Source organism: Jatrophihabitans sp., from assembly GCF_036388195.1.
Taxonomy (GTDB): Bacteria; Actinomycetota; Actinomycetes; order Mycobacteriales; family Jatrophihabitantaceae; genus Jatrophihabitans_A.
Genome location: NZ_DASVSG010000169.1, coordinates 16,282 through 33,260 on the forward strand (window position 1 = coordinate 16,282; position 16,979 = coordinate 33,260).

Consider the following 16,979-nt stretch of genomic DNA (forward strand, 5'->3'; position numbering starts at 1 on the left):
TCCGGTTCGGCGAGAGTTCGTCCGATCCGTGTTCGTCACTCGCGGGACAGCGTCGGCCCAGGTAGCTCAGTGTGTCGCTCAGATTACCGCCACAGCGTCACACAAGTTACCGGCCAGCGTGACACAAGGCGAACGAATCTGGGTGGGGAGAACCACTGCGTTCGGGTGGGGACTTCGCCGGCTGCTGCGGTGTCGGGGTGAGGCTGCTGCGGGGTCGGGGTGGGTACTTGTCGGCGCCCAGGGTGGGACCTTCTCGGCCCCGCGCCGCGGTGGCACAGTAGTGGCATGGCAGCACGGAGCGAATTCTTCGCCGCGATCGCGGCCGGCGACGTCGACCTGGTGCGGCGGCTGCTCGACGAGGAGCCGACGCTGCTGGCCAGCCTCGGCCCGGACGGCGCGTCACCGGCGCTGACCGCCCTCTACAACGGGCACGCCCCGCTGGCCGACGAGCTGGCCGCGCGCACCGGCGAGCTGTCGGTGTTCGAGGCCGCCGCCTTCGACGACACCGCCCGGCTGGCTGAGCTGATCGCCGCCGACCGGTCGGTGATCGGCTCGTGGAGCCCGGACGGCTGGCAGCCGCTGCACCTGGCCGCCTACTTCGGCCGCGCCGAGGCCGCCCGGATGCTGCTGGACGCCGACGCCGAGGTGGCCGAGCCGTCCCGCAACGAGCTGGCGGTGCACCCGCTGCACGCGGCCGCGGCCGGGCGCCACTCGGAGCTGGTGTGGATCCTGATCGCCTCGGATGCCCCGGTGCACGCCCGGCAGCGGGGTGGCTGGACCCCGCTGCACTCGGCGGCGGCCAACGGCGACCTGGAGTCGGTGCTGGCGCTGCTGTCGGCCGGCGCGGACTCCGCGGCCGCCAACGACGAGGGCCGGACGCCGATCGAGCTGGCGTCGGAGGAGACGGTGCGCGCGGCGCTGCTGGGCGGCGGCGTTGCCTGACCGGGCGGATCGGGCTGACCGGGTCGGCCGGGCGTCGGGCGCGCGTCCCAGCCTGTTCGAGCGGGCCCGCCGACAGCCCTCGGCGATCCTGCTGCTGACCCAGTTTCTCGGGGTGCTGATCTATCCCTACCTGGGGGAGTCGCGGACGGGCACCAGCGCGGTGTCGGTGTTCGGCCTGCTGGTGCTGGCGCTGGCGGTCTGGTCGGTGGAGACCACCTCCTGGACGGTCTGGGTGTCGATCGGGCTGGGGGTTCCCTCGGTGATCTTCACCATCTGCCAGGTGATCTCGGAGGCCTCGGTCTGGCGGGCCTGGGGGTCCGGCTTCGAGGCGGCCTTCTACTTCTACGCCGCCGGCAGCCTGATCTCCTACATGCTGGCCGACCGGAACATCACCCGGGACGAGCTGTTCGCCGTCGGCGCGACCTTTACCCTGCTGGCCTGGGCGTTCGCGCACCTGTACACGGTCACCCAGATCATCTGGCCGGGCTCCTTCGTGGCCGCGATGAACTCCGGCTCGCCACGGACCTGGATGGAGCTGTTGTTCCTCAGCTTCACGACGCTGTCCAGCACCGGGCTGTCCGACGTGGTGCCGGTGCGCCCGCACGCCCGCAGCTTCGTGATGATCGAGCAGGTGGCGGGGCTCGCCTACGTGGCGATGATCGTGTCCTGGATGGTCGGGCTGACGGTGGCGCGGGCCCGGGCACGGGCCGAACATCAGGAATCGGCCGACGAGCTCAACTGACCCGCTGTGTCCTAGCCGCCCTAGACGACGCATGAGCCGCTCCTAGACGACGCGTGAGCCGCTCCTAGACGACGTTGGCGCCGATCAGGTGGCCGATGCCGTAGGTCACCGCGAAGGTGACCGCACCGAGCGCCAGCTGCCGGCCGCCGGCGTAGTACCAGGGCCGGGTGGTGAACCGGGCGGTGATCGCCCCGGTCACGAACAGCCCGGTCAAGGTCAGGATGGCCGCCAGCCACAGCACGTCCGCGCCGAACAGGAACGGCAGCAGCGGCAGCAGCGCGCCGAGTGAGAAGGACAGGAACGACGCCCCCGAGGCCACCCAGGGATTGGGCAGGTCGTGGATGTCGACGCCCAGCTCCTCCTTGGCATGGATCTCCAGCGCCTGCACCGGATCCACCGACAGCTGCTCGGCGACCAGCTGGGCCAGCTCCGGATCGACGCCCCGGTCGATGTAGATCTGGGTCAGCTCGGCCAGCTCGGCCTCCGGGTTGTGCTTGAGCTCCAGCCGCTCGACCTCCACCTCGGCGCGCATCGACTCGTTCTGGCTGCGCACCGAGACGTACTCGCCGCTGCCCATGGAGAAGGCGCCGGACAGCAGGCCCGCGACGCCGGCGATCATCACCGGCCGGGCGCCGGAGCTCGCCGCGGCGACGCCGGCGATCAGGCCGAAGTTCGAGACCAGCCCGTCCACCATGCCGAACACGGTCGGACGCAGCCAGCCGCCGGTGACCTCCCGGTGCTCGTGGCCGACCACCAGGTCGGGGTCACCGCTCGGGTGGTGCTGCGCCGTCGGCGGGGCCATGGGCGGCGCCGGGGCTGCTGGCGGGCGCCTCGGACCGGCCTTCGGCATGCTGGACATGATTCGAGTCTATGGCGGCGCCGGCGGACAGGTGGGACCCGGCACCGGCCGGGCTCTCCTCCAGTGCCGAGTCGGCGGATCGGTCAGCCGTGCCGTCCGTCCCAGCGGGGCCATCGTCATCGTCATCGTCAGACTCCGACGGCCCGGCAACGCTGCGCGGAGCCCCACGCTGCCGCAGGAAGAAGGCCACCGCGGCCAGGAACACCAGGATCGACACCCAGCTGTTGACCCGCATGCCCAGGATCCGGTTGGCGTCGTCCGAGCGCAGCGCCTCGATGAAGAACCGGCCGAAGGTGTAGCCGGCCACGTAGAGCGCCAGGACCTGGCCGCGGCCCAGCAGCCGGCGGTGGTCGGCCCACAGCAGCAGGGCGACGACCACCAGGCTCCAGAGCATCTCGTAGAGGAACGTCGGGTGGTAGTAGCCCAGCACGATGGCATTGCCGGCGGCATCGCGGGCGGCCTCGCCCGACGCCACGTCCAGCTCGTGGATCTGCAGCTTCCAGGGCAGCGTGGTGGGCCGGCCGTACAGCTCGTTGTTGAACCAGTTGCCCCACCTGCCGATGGCCTGGGCGAGCAGGACGCCCGGAGCGGCGGCATCGGCGAACGCCGGAAAGTTCATCTTGTGCCGGCGGCACCCGATCCAGGCCCCGAGGGCGCCGAGCGCGACCGCGCCCCAGATGCCCAGGCCGCCGTCCCAGATCTTGAAGGCGTCCACCGGGTTCCGGCCGCTGCCGAAGTACAGCTCCGGGTCGGTGATCACGTGGTACAGCCGGCCGCCGGCGATGCCGAACAGCACCGCCCAGCCGGCCACGTCCCCGACCTGGCTCTTGCCGCCGCCGCGGGCCCGCCAGCGGCGGTCGGTCAGCCACAGGGCGACCAGGATGCCGGCCACGATGCACAGCGCGTACAGGTGGATCGACACCGCCCCGAGCCGGATCACGCTCACCGTCGGAGACGGGATGGCCGCTTCGATCATCTGCACCTGCACACCGTAGACGAGGCGGCGAGCGATGCCGGTCATTGGCTACGGTGAAGCCATGTCCACACAGACGACCGACGCCCTGGTAGTGACCAAGAACGGTGGCCGCGAGGTGCTGGAGGTGCAACCCCGCGACATCGAACGGCCCGGTCCAGGGCAGCTGCTGGTGCAGGTCGCAGCCGCCGGGGTGAACTTCATCGACGTCTACCAGCGGGAAGGGATCTACCCCATCCCGACCCCCTTCGTGCTCGGCAGCGAGGGCGCCGGGATCGTGCTGGCCGCCGGCGAGGGCGTCACCGTCGCCAGTGAGGGCGACCGGGTGGCCTGGAGCCAGACCCGGGGCAGCGCCGCGGGCCTGGTGCTGGTGCCCGAGGGCGACGTGGTGCCGGTGCCCGAGCCGGTGCATCTGGAACAGGCCGCGGCGGTGATGCTGCAAGGGATGACCGCCCACTACCTGCTCAACTCCACCTTCGCGGTGCAGGCCGGCGACACCGTGCTGGTCCATGCCGCGGCCGGCGGGGTGGGCCAGTTGCTGGTGCAGCTGGCCAAGGCCAAGGACGCGACCGTGATCGGCGCCGTGTCCACCGAGGAGAAGGCGGCCAAGGCCCGCGCGCTGGGCGCCGATCACGTCCTGAACTACACCGAGGTGACCGATGTCGCCGCGGCGGTGCGCGAGCTGACCGGGGGCGTCGGGGTGGATGTGGTCTACGACGGCGTCGGCAAGGCCACCTTCGACGCCTCGCTCGGATCGCTGCGCACCCGCGGCATGCTCGCCGTGTTCGGCGGCGCCAGCGGCCAGGTGCCGCCGTTCGACCTGCAGCGGTTGAACTCCGGCGGCTCGCTGTTCGTGACCCGGCCTACGCTGGCGCACTACATCGCGACCCGCGAGGAGCTGCTGATCCGGGCCGGGGCGGTGCTCAACGGCCTGGCCTTCGGCGGCCTCCAGATCGAGATCGGCGGGCGCTACCCGCTGGCCGAGGCGCAGCGCGCGTACGCCGACCTGGAGGGCCGGCGCAGCACCGGCAAGCTGCTGCTCATCCCCTGACCGGACGGGCCGTCGCGGACGGGGCGAGCTAGCGGGACGTCCGCGGCGTGGCCGGATGCGCCCCGGCGGTCACCAGATCGGCCACCGCCTGCCGCGGATTGCCCGAGGTCACCAGGCCCTCGCCGACCAGCACCGCGTCCGCGCCGGCGCCGGCGTAGTTGATCAGGTCCCGGGCATCGCGGACCCCGGATTCGGCGACCTTGACGATCTCGCTGGGCAGCCCCGGAGCGATCCGCTCGAACACCGACCGGTCCACCTCGAGGGTCTTCAGGTTGCGGGCGTTCACCCCGATCACCCGGGCGCCGGCGTCCAGCGCGCGGGAGGCCTCGTCCTCGTCGTGCACCTCGACCAGCGCGGTCATGCCGAGCGACTCGATCCGCTCCCGCAGCCCGATCAGGGCGTTCTGCTCCAAGGCGGCCACGATCAGCAGCACCAGGTCCGCGCCGTGCGCCCGCGCCTCGTGCACCTGGTAGGAGCTGATCACGAAGTCCTTGCGCAGCACCGGGATGGAGACCGCCGCCCGGACCTGGTCCAGGTCGTCCAGCGAGCCGCCGAAGTGCCGCTCCTCGGTCAGGACGCTGATCGCCCGGGCGCCGCCGGCCTGGTACTGCGTGGCCAGCTCGGCCGGCGAGCTGATCTCGGCCAGCGGGCCGCGGGACGGACTGCGCCGCTTGACCTCGGCGATCACCGCCACCCCGGGCGCGCGCAGCGCCTGGTAGCCGTTCAGCGGGCCCGGGGCAGCCTGGGCGGCGGCTCGCATCTCGTCCATGCCGACCTTCGCCTGGCGGGCGGCGACGTCGAGCCGGACGTCACGGAGGATGTCCTCCAGGACGTTCACAGCTGCCTCCTCGTCTCGGCCTGCCGCAGCGTCTGCACCGCGCTGATGAGCCATCACTGACCTGGCCTTCCTTCCCCGATGCTACCGATCGGACACCGTCGGATCTTCACCGCGGTCCAGCCGGCGCCAGGGGTCACCGGATTCGGCGACCGCGGCCGGGGCCGCGTACCTGGCCGACAGGCCCAGCTGCCACCGGCCGGCGCGAGCCACCACGACCAGGCCACACAGCAGCAGCAGGCCGGCCGCCAGCAACGTCGATGCCGCCCACACCGGATGCCGGTGCAGCTCGGCCAGCCCGGTGCTCTGCGCCAGCCGGTCCCCCAGCAACCGCTCCAGCCGGTCCGGGCCCGGACGGGCCAGCCCGCTGGCGGCGTACCCGCAGGACCACCCGCCGGCCAGCGCCAGCAGGCCGCCCAGCACCCGGCGCGCCACGCCGCCGGTGACCAGCACCAGCACCACGCCCAGCAGCGCCACCACGGCCAGCCCGGTCAGCGCCGGGTACTCGGCACGGCCGGTCAGCTCCACCCGCAGCGGCCCGAACGGCGGCCGGCGCACCACCGTGACGGCCAGCCAGGGCCGGCTGGCGGCGAACAGGATCGCCAGGGCCGCCAGCGCCGCCACCCCCAGGACGCCGGCCATCTCCCGCCGCTGCGCGGACCGGGCCGGCCCTGCCTGCGCCAGCGTCATGGCTTCAACGTCTCCGCGGTGGCGATCGCCTGCAGCACCGCTCGTGCCTTGTTGCGGGTCTCGGCCTCCTCCTGGGCCGGGACGGAGTCGGCCACCACACCGGCCCCGGCCTGGACGTAGGCGGTGCCGCCGACCATCACCGCGGTCCGGATGGCGATCGCGAGGTCCATGTCGCCGGCGGAGTCGAAGTAGCCGACGGCGCCTGCGTAGATGCCGCGCCGGACCGGCTCGATCTCCTCCAGCAGCTCCATCGCCCGCACCTTCGGCGCTCCGGAGACGGTGCCGTGCGGAAACACCGCGGCGAAGACGTCGAAGGCGTCCCGGCCGGCCGCGACCGTGCCGGTCACGGTGGACACGATGTGCCAGACGTGGCTGTAGCGCTCGACCACCCCGAACTCGACCACCTGCACCGAGCCCGGCTGGCAGATCCGGCCGAGGTCGTTGCGGGCCAGGTCGACCAGCATCACGTGCTCGGCGCGCTCCTTGGGGTCGGCCAGCAGCTCGGCGACCAGCGCGGCGTCGGTGACCGCGTCCGCGCCGCGGGGACGGGTGCCGGCGATCGGATGGATGGTGGCGCGGTCCTCCGACACCGTGACCAGCGCCTCCGGGCTGGAGCCGACGATGTCGAAGTCGGCGAAGTGCAGGTAGTACAGGTACGGCGACGGGTTCAGGGTGCGCAGCGCCCGGTAGACGTCGAAGGCGTCCGCGTCGGTCTCGGTGAGGAACCGCTGGCCGGGCAGGATCTGGAAGACCTCGCCGGCCCGGATCGCCTCCAGGCACTGCTCCACCGCCGCCTCGAAGTCGCCGGGGGCGGTGCGGGACCGGGCCGGCTTCGGCGGCACCGCCACCATCGGCACCACGGTGGACTCGGTGGGCGCGGCCAGGTCATGGGCCATCGCGTCCAGCCGGCGCTGGGCATCGGCGTAGGCGGCGTCGAGCTCGCTGGCGGTCATCTCCGGATGCAGCACGGCGTTGGCGATCAGCGTGACGGTGCAGCTGTGGTGGTCCACCGCGGCCAGATCGGTCACCAGCAGCATCATCAGCTCCGGCAGGCCCAGCTCGTCCGGCGCGATCTCGGGCAGCGTCTCGATCCGGCGCACCACGTCGTAGGCGAGGTAGCCGACGAAACCGCCGGTCAGCGGCGGCAGCCCGGGCAGCCGGGGACCCCGGACGGCTCGCCAGGCGGCGGCCAGCTGCTCCAGCGGGTCGCGTCCGGGCGGCAGGCCCAGCGGCGCCTCGCCCTGCCACCGGGCCTCGGGACCGTCCGCGATCAGGGTTGCTATCGCATTGACGCCCACGAAGGACCAACGAGAGAAGGAGGCGCCAGGCTCCGCTGATTCGAGCAGGAAGGTGCCCGGACGCCCGCCGCTGAGCTTGCGGTACACCCCGACCGGGGTCTCGGCGTCGGCGAACAGGGTGCGGGTCAGCGGCGCCAGCCGGTGGGTCTTGGCGAGCTCGGGCAGCTGGGCCCGTTCGATGGTGGTCACCGGACGCCTCCCTGGACTGCGGCCAGCGGCGGCCCGGCGTCGAAGCAGCTGCGTTCTCCGGTGTGGCAGGCCGGCCCGGCCTGGTCGACCTGCACCAGCAGGGCGTCACCGTCACAGTCCAGCGCGATGGATCGGACGTACTGGACGTTGCCCGATGTGTCGCCCTTGCGCCAGTACTGCTGCCGGGACCGGGACCAGAAGGTGACCCGTCCGGTGGTCAGCGAGCGGTGCAGCGCCTCGTCGTCCATCCAGCCCAGCATCAGCACCTCGCCGGTGTCGTGCTGCTGGATCACCGCCGCGACCAGGCCCGCGGCGTCGCGTTTGAGCCGGTCCGCGATCTGCGCGTCCAGCCCGGAGGCAGGCGGTGGGGGCATCCTGCAATTCTGCCGTGCAGGGTTGGCCGGCCAGCCAGCGGGCGAAAACGGGGCGGCGGGCGCTCACCTGCTTCTCACCTGGGCGCCGCCGTTCCTCGCGATCGATGTCCCGGTTGCAGGGTGCCGCTCGGCGAGTCGTCCTGCTCCACGGCCAACGATCGGCCGCAGCGGGGATCAGCCGACAGCGGGGATCGGCCGGGGGCGATCAGCCGGGGGCGACGATCAGCCGGGGATCAGGGCGTGAACAGCGCCGATCAGCCGACGGCCGTCGACGGTCGCAGCGGCAGGGTGACCGTGACGGTGGTGCCGCCCTCGACGGAGGAGTCGAACTGCACGTGGCCGCCGTGCGCCTCGACGATCTGGGCCACGATCGCCATGCCCAGGCCGCTGCCGCCCTTGGCCCGGCTGCGCGCCTTGTCGGCCCGCCAGAACCGCTCGAAGACGTGCGCAGCCTCGTCCGGCGGCAGCCCCGGACCGGTGTCGATCACCCGCAACGCCACCGCCTCGCCGGCCGCCGTCTGGCCGGGGACGGCCTCCAGCCGGATCGGGCCGGCCGGGGTGTGGACGGCGGAATTGGTGGCCAGGTTGATCAGCACCCGCAGCAGCTGGTCGCGGTCGCCGACCACCACCGTGCCACCGGAGGCGGCGATGGTCAGGGGCCGCTCCGGGTACGCCGAGGACACCGCGGAGGCCGCCTCGGCCAGCAGCATGTCGACGTCCACCGGCTCTCGCCTGTTCGCCGTCGCCTGGTCGCCGCGGGCCAGCACCAGCAGGTCCTCGACCAGCCGCGACATCCGGGTGCCCTCGACCTCGATCCGGCGCATCGAGTCATCCGGGGAGTCGCCGGAACTGCCCTGCAGCCGGGACAGCTCGGCATAGCCGCGGATCGAGGTCAGCGGGGTGCGTAGCTCATGCGAGGCATCGGCCAGGAACTGCCGCATCCGCTCCTCGCTGCGCACCCGGGCCGCGAACTCGGCCTGGACGGCCTGCAGCAGCGTGTTCACCGAGGCGGCGACCTGCCCGACCTCGGTGCCGGGATCGGCGTCGGGCACCCGGCGGTCCAGGCCCGAGCCGTCCGGGGACAGCTCCGCGGTGACCTCTTGCGCCGTCCTGGTCACCCGGGTCAGCGGGCGCAGCCCGACCCGAACCCCCCAGCTGGTCAGGCCCGCGGCCAGCAGCACCGCGGTCGCCCCGACCGCCAGCTCCAGCACCAGCAGCCGCTGCAGGGTGTGGTCGACCTCCTCCATGGACAGCCCGGTCGCCACGGTGATGGTGTCCCCCAGGATCCGGAACTGCCGGGCGGTGACCCGCAGCCGCGCGCCGTCGGTGGTGGCGACGGTGCGCACCTTGGCCGGGTCGGCCAGGATCTGCTCGCGCTGACGGTCGGACAGGGTCAACGCCGACAGCGAGACGACGTTGGCGGTGACGGTGAGGGCCGTGGTTCCGTCGGACCGGTAACCGGCGATCCACTCCCGCTGGGGGGTGGCCAGCTGAGCGGCCCGGCCACCGCTGGGCCCCCCGACCGGGCAGACATTGCCGCCGGACAGGATGCACTCCCGGATGCTGGTGGCGTTGCCGCCGGCGACGTTGTTGAGCTGCTGGTCCAGCCGCTGCAGCAGGAACGGCCGGAGCAGGAAGTAGGTGGCAGCGCCGGTGATGGTCACCACCACCAGCAGCAGGGCGACCACGCCGACCACCAGGCGAGCGCTGAGGGTGCGCGGCAGCCAGCGCGACGGGCGGCTCTGGCCGGGCGCCGGGCGGCCCATCGCGGTCCGGCCGGCCGGGCCGTAGCCGCTCGGACTGGCCGGGCCGTAGCCGCTGGGGCTGGCGGGGCCATAGCCGCTGGGACTGGCCGGGCCGTAGCCGCTGGGACTGGCGGGGCTCGCCGGATAGCCCGGAGCAGCCGGATAGCCAGCGCCAGCGGGTTGGACGGGACCGGTCGGGTAGCCAGAACCAGCCGGGTAGCCAGAACCAGCCGGGTAGCCAGCCCCAGCCGGATAGCCAGACCCAGCCGGATAGCCAGACCCAGCGGGTGGAGCGGCGCCGACGGACCCGGCCGGGCCGTCAGGCTCAGCCCAACCAGTCGGGCCGCCAGCCTGCCCGGGGGTCGGACCAGCCTGCCCGGAGGCCGGAAGGGTCACCCCCGCGGCGCCTTGACCACATAGCCGGCGCCCCGGACGGTGTGGATCAGCTTGGGCTCGACGTGGTCGATCTTCTTGCGCAGGTAGCCGATGTAGAGCTCGACGATGTTGGACTGGCCCTGGAAGTCGTACTTCCACACCCGGTCCAGGATCTGCGCCTTGGACAACACCACCCGCTCGTTGCGCATCAGGTAGCGCAGCAGCTCGAACTCGGTGGCGGTCAGGTGCACCTCCTCGCCGGCCCGGGTCACCTCGTGGCTGTTCTCGTCCAGCTCGAGGTCGGCGACCCGGAGCACGCCGTCGCGCTCGGAGTCGGCCTGGGTGCGGCGCAACACGGCGTTCACCCGGGCCAGCAGCTCCTCGACGCTGAACGGCTTGACGACGTAGTCATCGGCGCCCGAGCGCAGCCCGGCCACCCGGTCGGTGGCAGCGTCCCGGGCGGTCAGGAAGATCACCGGGATCACCGAGCCGGCCGAGCGCAGGTGCTGCAGCACGGCGTGCCCGTCCAGGCCGGGCATCATCACGTCCAGCACCACCAGGTCCGGGTCGTACTGGGCGACCGCGGCCAGCGCGGCATGGCCGTTGTCGGCGGTCACCGCCTCGTAGCCGTCGAACCGCAGCGCCGAGGCCACCAGGTGCACCACGTTCTCTTCGTCATCGACGACCAGCACCCGGCGCTTGGCGCGCGGTGCAGGCTGGTTGGCGGACTGGGCGGCGGTAGAGCTGGACATGGGCTGAGGATCCCGGATGCGGGTAGGCACACCCTTAGCATCCCCTGTGAGCAGGCTGTGCGCTAGCTCGCGCCGCCCGCGGGACGGCTTCCGAACGGCTGCTCCCCGCCCGCGGGACGGCTTCCGAACGGCTGCTCCCCGCCCGCGGGGCGGCTTCCGAGCTGCTCCCCGCCCACCGGCCGCGTCGTCGGCTCGCCGGTCGCCACCGCCTGGCCGCCACGGGTCTGCACCCAGTGCCAGGACGGCGGCAGGCAGGCGAGCACCAGCGCCAGCAGCGACGCGCACAGCACCACGGCCGGCACCTGCGGCTCACCGGACGCGCGGTCGAGCAGCAGGTCCAGGGCGACGCCGAAGGTCAGCGCCTGGCCGGCGACGAACACCCAGCGATCCCAGCCGTTGAGCAACCGGCCCATCCCCCACAGCACGAAGATCAGGAAGGCGAGCGCGATCAGGCCCGCGACCAGCTCACCGGAACGGCTGTCGGTGATGTCGGGCTGGTCGACCTGGACGAAGCCGCCACGGACGATGAACAGGAACGAGTACACGATCAGGAAGGGCACCACCACCGTGCCGGCCGCCACCGCGCCGATGACGGTGGGCGGCGTACGGGTCGGGTCGGGCTCGCTCATCGCCCTGCCTCCTGTGCGTCCGCTGTGCCGGGCTGCCGGTGGAGAACCTAGCGTGGGGCCAAGTCGGGCGCCGTGCAACCGCGGCGCGCCGGAATGCCGGCGTCCAACCGTCCCGACACCAGCGCGATGGCCAGTCCCGCCAGCGCCAGCACGCCGCCCACCCGGCTGGGCCATTCGTAGCCCAGGCCCCGGTCGAGCACCAGGCCGCCGATCCAGGCGCCTAGGGCGTGGGCCAGGTTCAGGGTCGAATGGTTCAACGCGGCGGCCAGGGACTGCCCCTCGCGTGCCACGTCCATCAGCCGGGTCTGCAGGATCGGCACCAGCACCGAGCCGGTGATCCCGAAGATGAACACCGCCAGCACGGCGCCGGGCTTGGTGTGCGCCGCGTACCCGAAGCCGAACAGCACCACGGCGATGGCGAGCAGGGAGCCGTACAGGCTCGGCATCAGCGACCGGTCGGCCAGCCGGCCACCCAGCATCACCCCCACCGTCATGCCGATGCCGTAGACGGCCAGCAGGCCGGTCACCGCGGTCTGGCTGAAGTGCGCCAGCGTGGTCATCGTCGGGGTGATGTAGGAGTAGGTGGCGAACATGCCGCCGAAGCCGACCGTGCCGGTCAGCAGCGCCAGCCACACCTGGCGGTGCCGCAGGGCGCTGAGCTCGGTACGCATCGTCCTGCCCTGCTCGGCCGGGCGCTGCGGGATCCACAGCAGCACCGCGGCCAGCGTCAGCATGCCCAGCACGCCCACCAGGCCGTACGGCCAGCGCCAGCCCCACTGCTGGCCCACCAGGGTGGTGAGCGGCACCCCGACCACGTTGGCCACGGTCAGCCCGGCCAGCATCATCGACACCGCCCAGGCGCGCCGGTTGGGCGGCACCAGCGACGCGCCGACCAGCGCCCCGATGCCGAAGAACGCCCCGTGCGGCAGGCCGGAGAAGAACCGGGCCGCCACCAGGGTGGGGTAGCTGGGCGCCAGCGCCGAGGCGACGTTGCCGATCACGAAGGCGGCCATCAGCCACCAGAGCAGCCGCTTGCGGGGCAGCCGGGCGCCGAGCGCGGCGATCACCGGGGCCCCGACCATCACCCCGAGGGCATAGGCGGAGATGACATGCCCGGCCTGCGGGATCGAGATCCGGACGCCGTCGGCGATGTTGGGCAGCAGCCCCATCGAGACGAACTCGCCGGTGCCGATCGCGAAGCCGCCGATCGCCAGCGCGAAGATCGCCAGCGTGCCGCGCCGGCTGGTGGTCTCGCTCCGGGAGTTGGCGGGCAGGTCGGTTGCGGCGTCAATCACGTCCGGTTCCAGCACCTGGGGCCGCTGAGTTGTTCCCGGTCCGGTCGAACGTCACCGCCGCCGGTGCGCGTCCTCAGCAGTCGGCCAGCCCGCCGAAGTAGCCCTCGGTGAAGCGCTGGATCCGCTGCAGCGCGGTGGTCTCGTGCGCGCCGAACGCCTCCGGCGAGGGCACCAGCTTGATCACCGCCGAGGTCGCCTCGTCCATGTCCGGCGGCGAGAGCTGGAAGCCCTCGGACCGGCCGCTGTTCATCGCCGCGGTGAACGCGCCGCTGTAGCAGCTGGCGGCCAGCAGCGCGTCCCGGTCCTCGGTCGGCGCCCGGAACAGCTGGGCCCGCACCGCCATGCTCCAGCCGTAGACGAACAGCATGCCCAGCGCGTAGTCCGCCGGGGCGTCGTCGACCAGGGTCAGCCGGCCGGTGGCCCGGTCCACCCGCTTGTCCGGCAGGCTGTTGTAGGCCTGCCGGGCGAACTCGTCGCTGAAGTAGACGACATTGCCGCCCGGGCAGTAGTTGAACTCGGTGGTCCGGGCGTCCGGGCAGGTCGGGTCGTTGGTCTGATCGATACTGACATCGCGCCACTGCTTGTCCGCCGACCTCGCCGCGTCCGCCCAGAACCGGTTCAGCTCGATCTGCAGGGTGGACTGGTCGGGCGAGTCCGGCGTCGGATCGATGATCTGGGCGTAGGGCAGGTTGCCCCGTTGCAGGTAATCGATCTCGGTGGTGAAGGGGCGTTCGGTGAAGCGCCGCTGCTCGAACTCCTCCCCGAAGCAGAAGCCGACGCCGTTGGCGATCCCGTCGGCCATCGCCGACAGCCGGTCGAAGCCGTTGCCGTGCGAGATCTGGGCGGTGCTGAGCGGCGGCGGGTCCCGCACCTGCAGGTAACCCAGCAGCGTGGTCTCCAGCTGCTGTTGATCGACCGTCACGTGCGGGGTCCGGCCGTCCTGGACGGTGGCGATGAAGGCGCCGGCCGCGCAGTCGGCCTGGGTCTCGGTGAAGATGGTGGGAGGCGGGCTGCCGGCGTTGTCCTCGAAGATGCCCAGCCGCTGCTGGATGGCGTGGCCCCACTCGTGCGCGATCACCGCGGTGATCATGAACGGGCCGTACTTCTCGGCCAGCTGGCCGACCAGGTGGCCGGTATTGCGGTCATAGACCACTGAATCATCGACGGTGCAGAAGAAGGCGTTGTTCGCCGCGCCCCGCGGATCCCGGCGCAGGCAGGCGTTGCGGCGCAGCGCGGCGGTCATCTTGGTTCCGTCCACGGAGTAGATCCCGCCGCGCAGCTCCGGGTAGGCCCGGCCGCCGGAGATCTTGGGATAGTTCTCGCGCCAGAACTCCTGGAGATCCGCGACCGCGTTCTTGACCTGCTGGTCGAAGCGGGTACGGCCGTCGTTGACCACCCGGACGGCCGCGTTCGACGTGAAGTCGCCGCCCTCGCCACGGGCCGAGCCGGTGCTCTTCGGCCGCGGCAGGGACGGGTCGCAGGCCGACAGCACCAGGCTCAGCGGCACCAGCGCTGCGGCCAGCAGCAGGCGGACGTTGAGTGTCACGACGGTTCCCAGGTGGCAGGCCGCTGGCGGTGCTGGCCTGCGGCGCCCGACGGACGGGCAGTGCCTCAGGCTACCTGGCCGCGGCCCGCGCCGTCGGGCGGCAGGACCGTCAGCTAGATCGTGCGGGCAGCCGGACCGGGACCCCGGCTGCGGCCAGACTCTGCTTGACCTCGCCGATGCTGACCTGCTGGTAGTGGAACACGCTGGCCGCCAGCACGGCATCGGCGCCGGCCGCCACCGCCGGCGGGAAGTGCCGCGCCGCGCCGGCCCCGCCGCTGGCGATCACCGGCACCGACACCACCGCCCGGACCGCGGCGATCAGCTCCAGGTCGAAGCCGTCCCTGGTCCCGTCGGCGTCCATCGAGTTCAGCAGGATCTCCCCCGCCCCCAGCTCGGCCGCCCGCGCCGCCCACCGCAGCGCGTCGATGCCGGTGCCGCGCCGTCCGCCATGGGTGGTCACCTCGAAGCCGGACTCGGTCCCCGTCGCGCCGGCCGGCACCCGGCGGGCGTCCACCGACAGCACCAGCACCTGCCGGCCGAACCGGTCGGCGATCTCGGCCAGCAGCTCCGGACGGGCGATCGCGGCGGTGTTCACCCCCACCTTGTCGGCCCCGGCGCGCAGCAGCGTGTCGACATCGGCCGCCGAGCGCACCCCGCCGCCCACGGTGAGCGGGATGAACACCTGCTCGGCGGTCCGCGACACCACCTCCAGGGTGGTCTGCCGGCCGGCCGAGGACGCGGTGATGTCGAGGAAGGTCAGCTCGTCGGCGCCCTCGGCGTCATAGCGGCGGGCCAGCTCCACGGGATCGCCGGCGTCCCGCAGGCCGGTGAAGTTGACGCCCTTCACCACCCGGCCGTCCGCGACGTCGAGGCACGGGATCACACGCACCGCGACGGCCATGGTCAGGCCTCGGCTGCTGCGGCCACCGCGGCCAGCGCCTCGGCGAGGGTGAAGGCGCCGGTGTAGAGCGCCTTGCCGATGATCGCGCCCTCGACGCCGAGATCGCGCAGCTCCGCCAGCCGGCGCAGGTCATCCAGCGTGGACACCCCGCCCGAGGCAACCACCGGCCGGTCGGTGACCGCGCACACCGAGCGCAGCAGGTCCAGGTTCGGCCCGGTCAGGGTGCCGTCGCGGTGCACGTCGGTGACCACGTACCGGGCGCAGCCGTCGGCGTCCAGGCGGGCGATCGTCTCGTACAGGTCACCGCCCTCCGCCGTCCAACCCCGGGCGGCCAGCGTGGTGCCCCGGACGTCGAGGCCGACGGCGATCCGGTCGCCGTGCCGGGCGATCACCGACCGCACCCAGTCCGGGGACTCCAGGGCAGCGGTGCCGAGATTGACCCGGGCGCAGCCGGTGGCCAGCGCGGCGGCCAGCGACTCGTCGTCGCGGATCCCGCCGGAGAGCTCCACCGCGATGTCCAGCTGCCCGGTCACCTCGGCCAGCAGCTCGCGGTTGCTGCCGCGTCCGAACGCCGCGTCCAGGTCCACCAGGTGCACCCACTCGGCGCCGCCCTGCTGCCAGGCCAGCGCCGCGTCCAGCGGGCTGCCGTAGCCGGTTTCGGTGCCGGCCTCGCCCTGCACCAGCCGGACCGCGACGCCGCCGGCGACATCGACGGCTGGCAGCAGCACCAAGGGTGACCCGCTCATCTCCTGCTCCGATCCAGAAAGGCCGCGGCCAGCGCCGGAACCGCGATCGCCGCCACCAGCAGCACGCCGACCACCATGGCGAACGAGCGGGTCATGAGGTAGGTGAGCACCACCACGACCAGCAGCGCCGAGGCGATCACGGCGCGCCGTTCCTTGCGCCGGGCGGTGAGCCGGCCGCCCGGGGACTGGTTGCCGCGGCGGCGTCCGGTCAACGCCTGCCAGCGGGCCCGGCGCCGCCGGCGGGCGGCCTCGGCGGCCTGCCGCTGCTGGTGCAGCTCCAGCCGCTGGGCGGTCACCGCCTGGCGCTCGGCGCGCCGGAGCGCTCGTTCCTTGCTCATGACGCCGTCACAGGGTCCCCAGCCAGTTGGCCAGCAGCTGCGCCCCGGCATCGCCGGACTTCTCCGGGTGGAACTGGGTCGCCGACAGCGGCCCGGCCTCCACCGCGGCGACGAAGTCCTCGCCGTGCTCGGCGAGGGTGGCGGCATAGCCGGCGCGCCCATCGCTGGCGTGCCTAGCGCTGGCGTGCTCAGCGCTGGGCCGCTCAGAGCTGGGGCGCTCCGAGCGGGCGTGCTCGGAGCTGGGGTGCTCGGAGCTGGGATGCACCGCGTAGGAGTGCACGAAGTAGAACCGGGTGTCCTCGCCCACGCCGTCGAACAGCACCGACCCGGCCGGCGGGCGCACCGTGTTCCAGCCCATGTGCGGGATCACCGGGGCGTTCAGCTGCTCGACCCGCCCCGGCAGCAGTCCCAGCCCCGGTGTCTGGACGCCGTGCTCGATGCCGGCGTCGAAGAGCACCTGCATGCCGACGCAGATGCCGAGCACCGGGCGGCCGGCCTCGATCCGCTCGGCCAGGATGCGTTCGGCCCCGACCGCGCGCAGGCCCGCCATGCACGCCGCGAACGCGCCGACACCGGGCACCACCAGGCCGTCGGCCTCGATCGCCTCATGTGGATCGGCGCTCAACCGGACCTCGGCGCCGACCCGTTCCAGCGCCCGGACCGCCGAGCGGATGTTGCCCGAGCCGTAGTCGAGCACCA

The 16,979-nt window shown here is 72.8% G+C and carries 18 protein-coding genes; 3 read left to right on the forward strand and 15 right to left on the reverse strand.

All coding sequences use genetic code 11. The features are described from left to right. Positions 1-285 precede the first annotated feature (285 nt). Complete coding sequence (locus VF612_RS17335) at positions 286-942, forward strand: ankyrin repeat domain-containing protein (protein WP_408661103.1); 657 nt, start codon at positions 286-288, stop codon at positions 940-942. Beyond that, complete coding sequence (locus VF612_RS17340; protein ID WP_408661104.1) at positions 935-1,684, forward strand: ion channel; 750 nt, start codon at positions 935-937, stop codon at positions 1,682-1,684. Before VF612_RS17335 ends, VF612_RS17340 begins: the two co-directional genes overlap by 8 nt. Positions 1,685-1,748: 64 nt before the next feature. Here the strand turns inward: VF612_RS17340 and VF612_RS17345 are convergent, their stop codons facing one another. Both VF612_RS17345 and lgt read right to left on the reverse strand, forming a co-directional pair. Further along, positions 1,749-2,486: a VIT1/CCC1 transporter family protein gene (locus tag VF612_RS17345; protein WP_408661105.1), complete on the reverse strand. Its 738-nt coding sequence runs from the start codon at positions 2,484-2,486 to the stop codon at positions 1,749-1,751. Further along, positions 2,449-3,519, reverse strand: coding sequence for a prolipoprotein diacylglyceryl transferase (lgt, locus tag VF612_RS17350; RefSeq protein WP_408661122.1), 1,071 nt, complete (start codon positions 3,517-3,519; stop codon positions 2,449-2,451). Before lgt ends, VF612_RS17345 begins: the two co-directional genes overlap by 38 nt. A gap of 61 nt (positions 3,520-3,580) precedes the next feature. Between lgt and VF612_RS17355 the strand changes: the two genes are divergently transcribed. Then, positions 3,581-4,567: a quinone oxidoreductase family protein gene (locus VF612_RS17355; RefSeq protein WP_408661106.1), complete on the forward strand. Its 987-nt coding sequence runs from the start codon at positions 3,581-3,583 to the stop codon at positions 4,565-4,567. 28 nt (positions 4,568-4,595) lie between these two features. On the opposite strand, the gene trpC is transcribed toward VF612_RS17355, so the two are convergent. From trpC to hisH, 13 genes are all read right to left on the reverse strand, one after another. Beyond that, positions 4,596-5,459: an indole-3-glycerol phosphate synthase TrpC gene (gene trpC, locus VF612_RS17360; RefSeq protein WP_408661107.1), complete on the reverse strand. Its 864-nt coding sequence runs from the start codon at positions 5,457-5,459 to the stop codon at positions 4,596-4,598. Between the two features lie 27 nt (positions 5,460-5,486). Then, positions 5,487-6,092 carry a Trp biosynthesis-associated membrane protein gene (locus VF612_RS17365; RefSeq protein WP_408661108.1) on the reverse strand — a complete coding sequence of 202 codons (606 nt, stop codon included), beginning with the start codon at positions 6,090-6,092 and terminating at the stop codon, positions 5,487-5,489. Beyond that, entirely contained in the window at positions 6,089-7,579 is a 1,491-nt protein-coding gene (locus VF612_RS17370) for an anthranilate synthase component I (protein ID WP_408661109.1), read from the reverse strand. Before VF612_RS17370 ends, VF612_RS17365 begins: the two co-directional genes overlap by 4 nt. Then, positions 7,576-7,953, reverse strand: coding sequence for a phosphoribosyl-AMP cyclohydrolase (gene hisI / locus VF612_RS17375; protein WP_408661110.1), 378 nt, complete (start codon positions 7,951-7,953; stop codon positions 7,576-7,578). Before hisI ends, VF612_RS17370 begins: the two co-directional genes overlap by 4 nt. A 254-nt stretch (positions 7,954-8,207) precedes the next feature. Further along, a complete protein-coding gene (locus VF612_RS17380; RefSeq protein ID WP_408661111.1) occupies positions 8,208-9,719 on the reverse strand; it encodes a sensor histidine kinase in 1,512 nt (503 codons plus the stop codon). 371 nt (positions 9,720-10,090) lie between these two features. Continuing rightward, the gene (locus VF612_RS17385) at positions 10,091-10,825 is read right to left on the reverse strand and encodes a response regulator transcription factor (RefSeq protein ID WP_408661112.1); all 735 of its coding nucleotides are present in this window, start codon (positions 10,823-10,825) and stop codon (positions 10,091-10,093) included. A 62-nt stretch (positions 10,826-10,887) separates the two neighbouring features. After that, complete coding sequence (locus VF612_RS17390; protein ID WP_408661113.1) at positions 10,888-11,454, reverse strand: hypothetical protein; 567 nt, start codon at positions 11,452-11,454, stop codon at positions 10,888-10,890. Between the two features lie 47 nt (positions 11,455-11,501). After that, complete coding sequence (locus tag VF612_RS17395) at positions 11,502-12,749, reverse strand: MFS transporter (RefSeq protein ID WP_408661114.1); 1,248 nt, start codon at positions 12,747-12,749, stop codon at positions 11,502-11,504. 73 nt (positions 12,750-12,822) lie between these two features. Beyond that, a complete protein-coding gene (locus VF612_RS17400; protein ID WP_408661115.1) occupies positions 12,823-14,295 on the reverse strand; it encodes a neutral zinc metallopeptidase in 1,473 nt (490 codons plus the stop codon). A 109-nt stretch (positions 14,296-14,404) separates the two neighbouring features. Beyond that, entirely contained in the window at positions 14,405-15,196 is a 792-nt protein-coding gene (gene hisF, locus VF612_RS17405) for an imidazole glycerol phosphate synthase subunit HisF (protein WP_408661116.1), read from the reverse strand. Between the two features lie 2 nt (positions 15,197-15,198). Next, the gene (priA, locus tag VF612_RS17410; protein WP_408661117.1) at positions 15,199-15,942 is read right to left on the reverse strand and encodes a bifunctional 1-(5-phosphoribosyl)-5-((5-phosphoribosylamino)methylideneamino)imidazole-4-carboxamide isomerase/phosphoribosylanthranilate isomerase PriA; all 744 of its coding nucleotides are present in this window, start codon (positions 15,940-15,942) and stop codon (positions 15,199-15,201) included. Then, positions 15,939-16,280: a hypothetical protein gene (locus VF612_RS17415; RefSeq protein ID WP_408661118.1), complete on the reverse strand. Its 342-nt coding sequence runs from the start codon at positions 16,278-16,280 to the stop codon at positions 15,939-15,941. The genes priA and VF612_RS17415 overlap by 4 nt, the downstream gene beginning before the upstream one ends. A gap of 7 nt (positions 16,281-16,287) precedes the next feature. Then, complete coding sequence (gene hisH, locus VF612_RS17420; RefSeq protein WP_408661119.1) at positions 16,288-16,977, reverse strand: imidazole glycerol phosphate synthase subunit HisH; 690 nt, start codon at positions 16,975-16,977, stop codon at positions 16,288-16,290. Positions 16,978-16,979 lie beyond the last annotated feature (2 nt).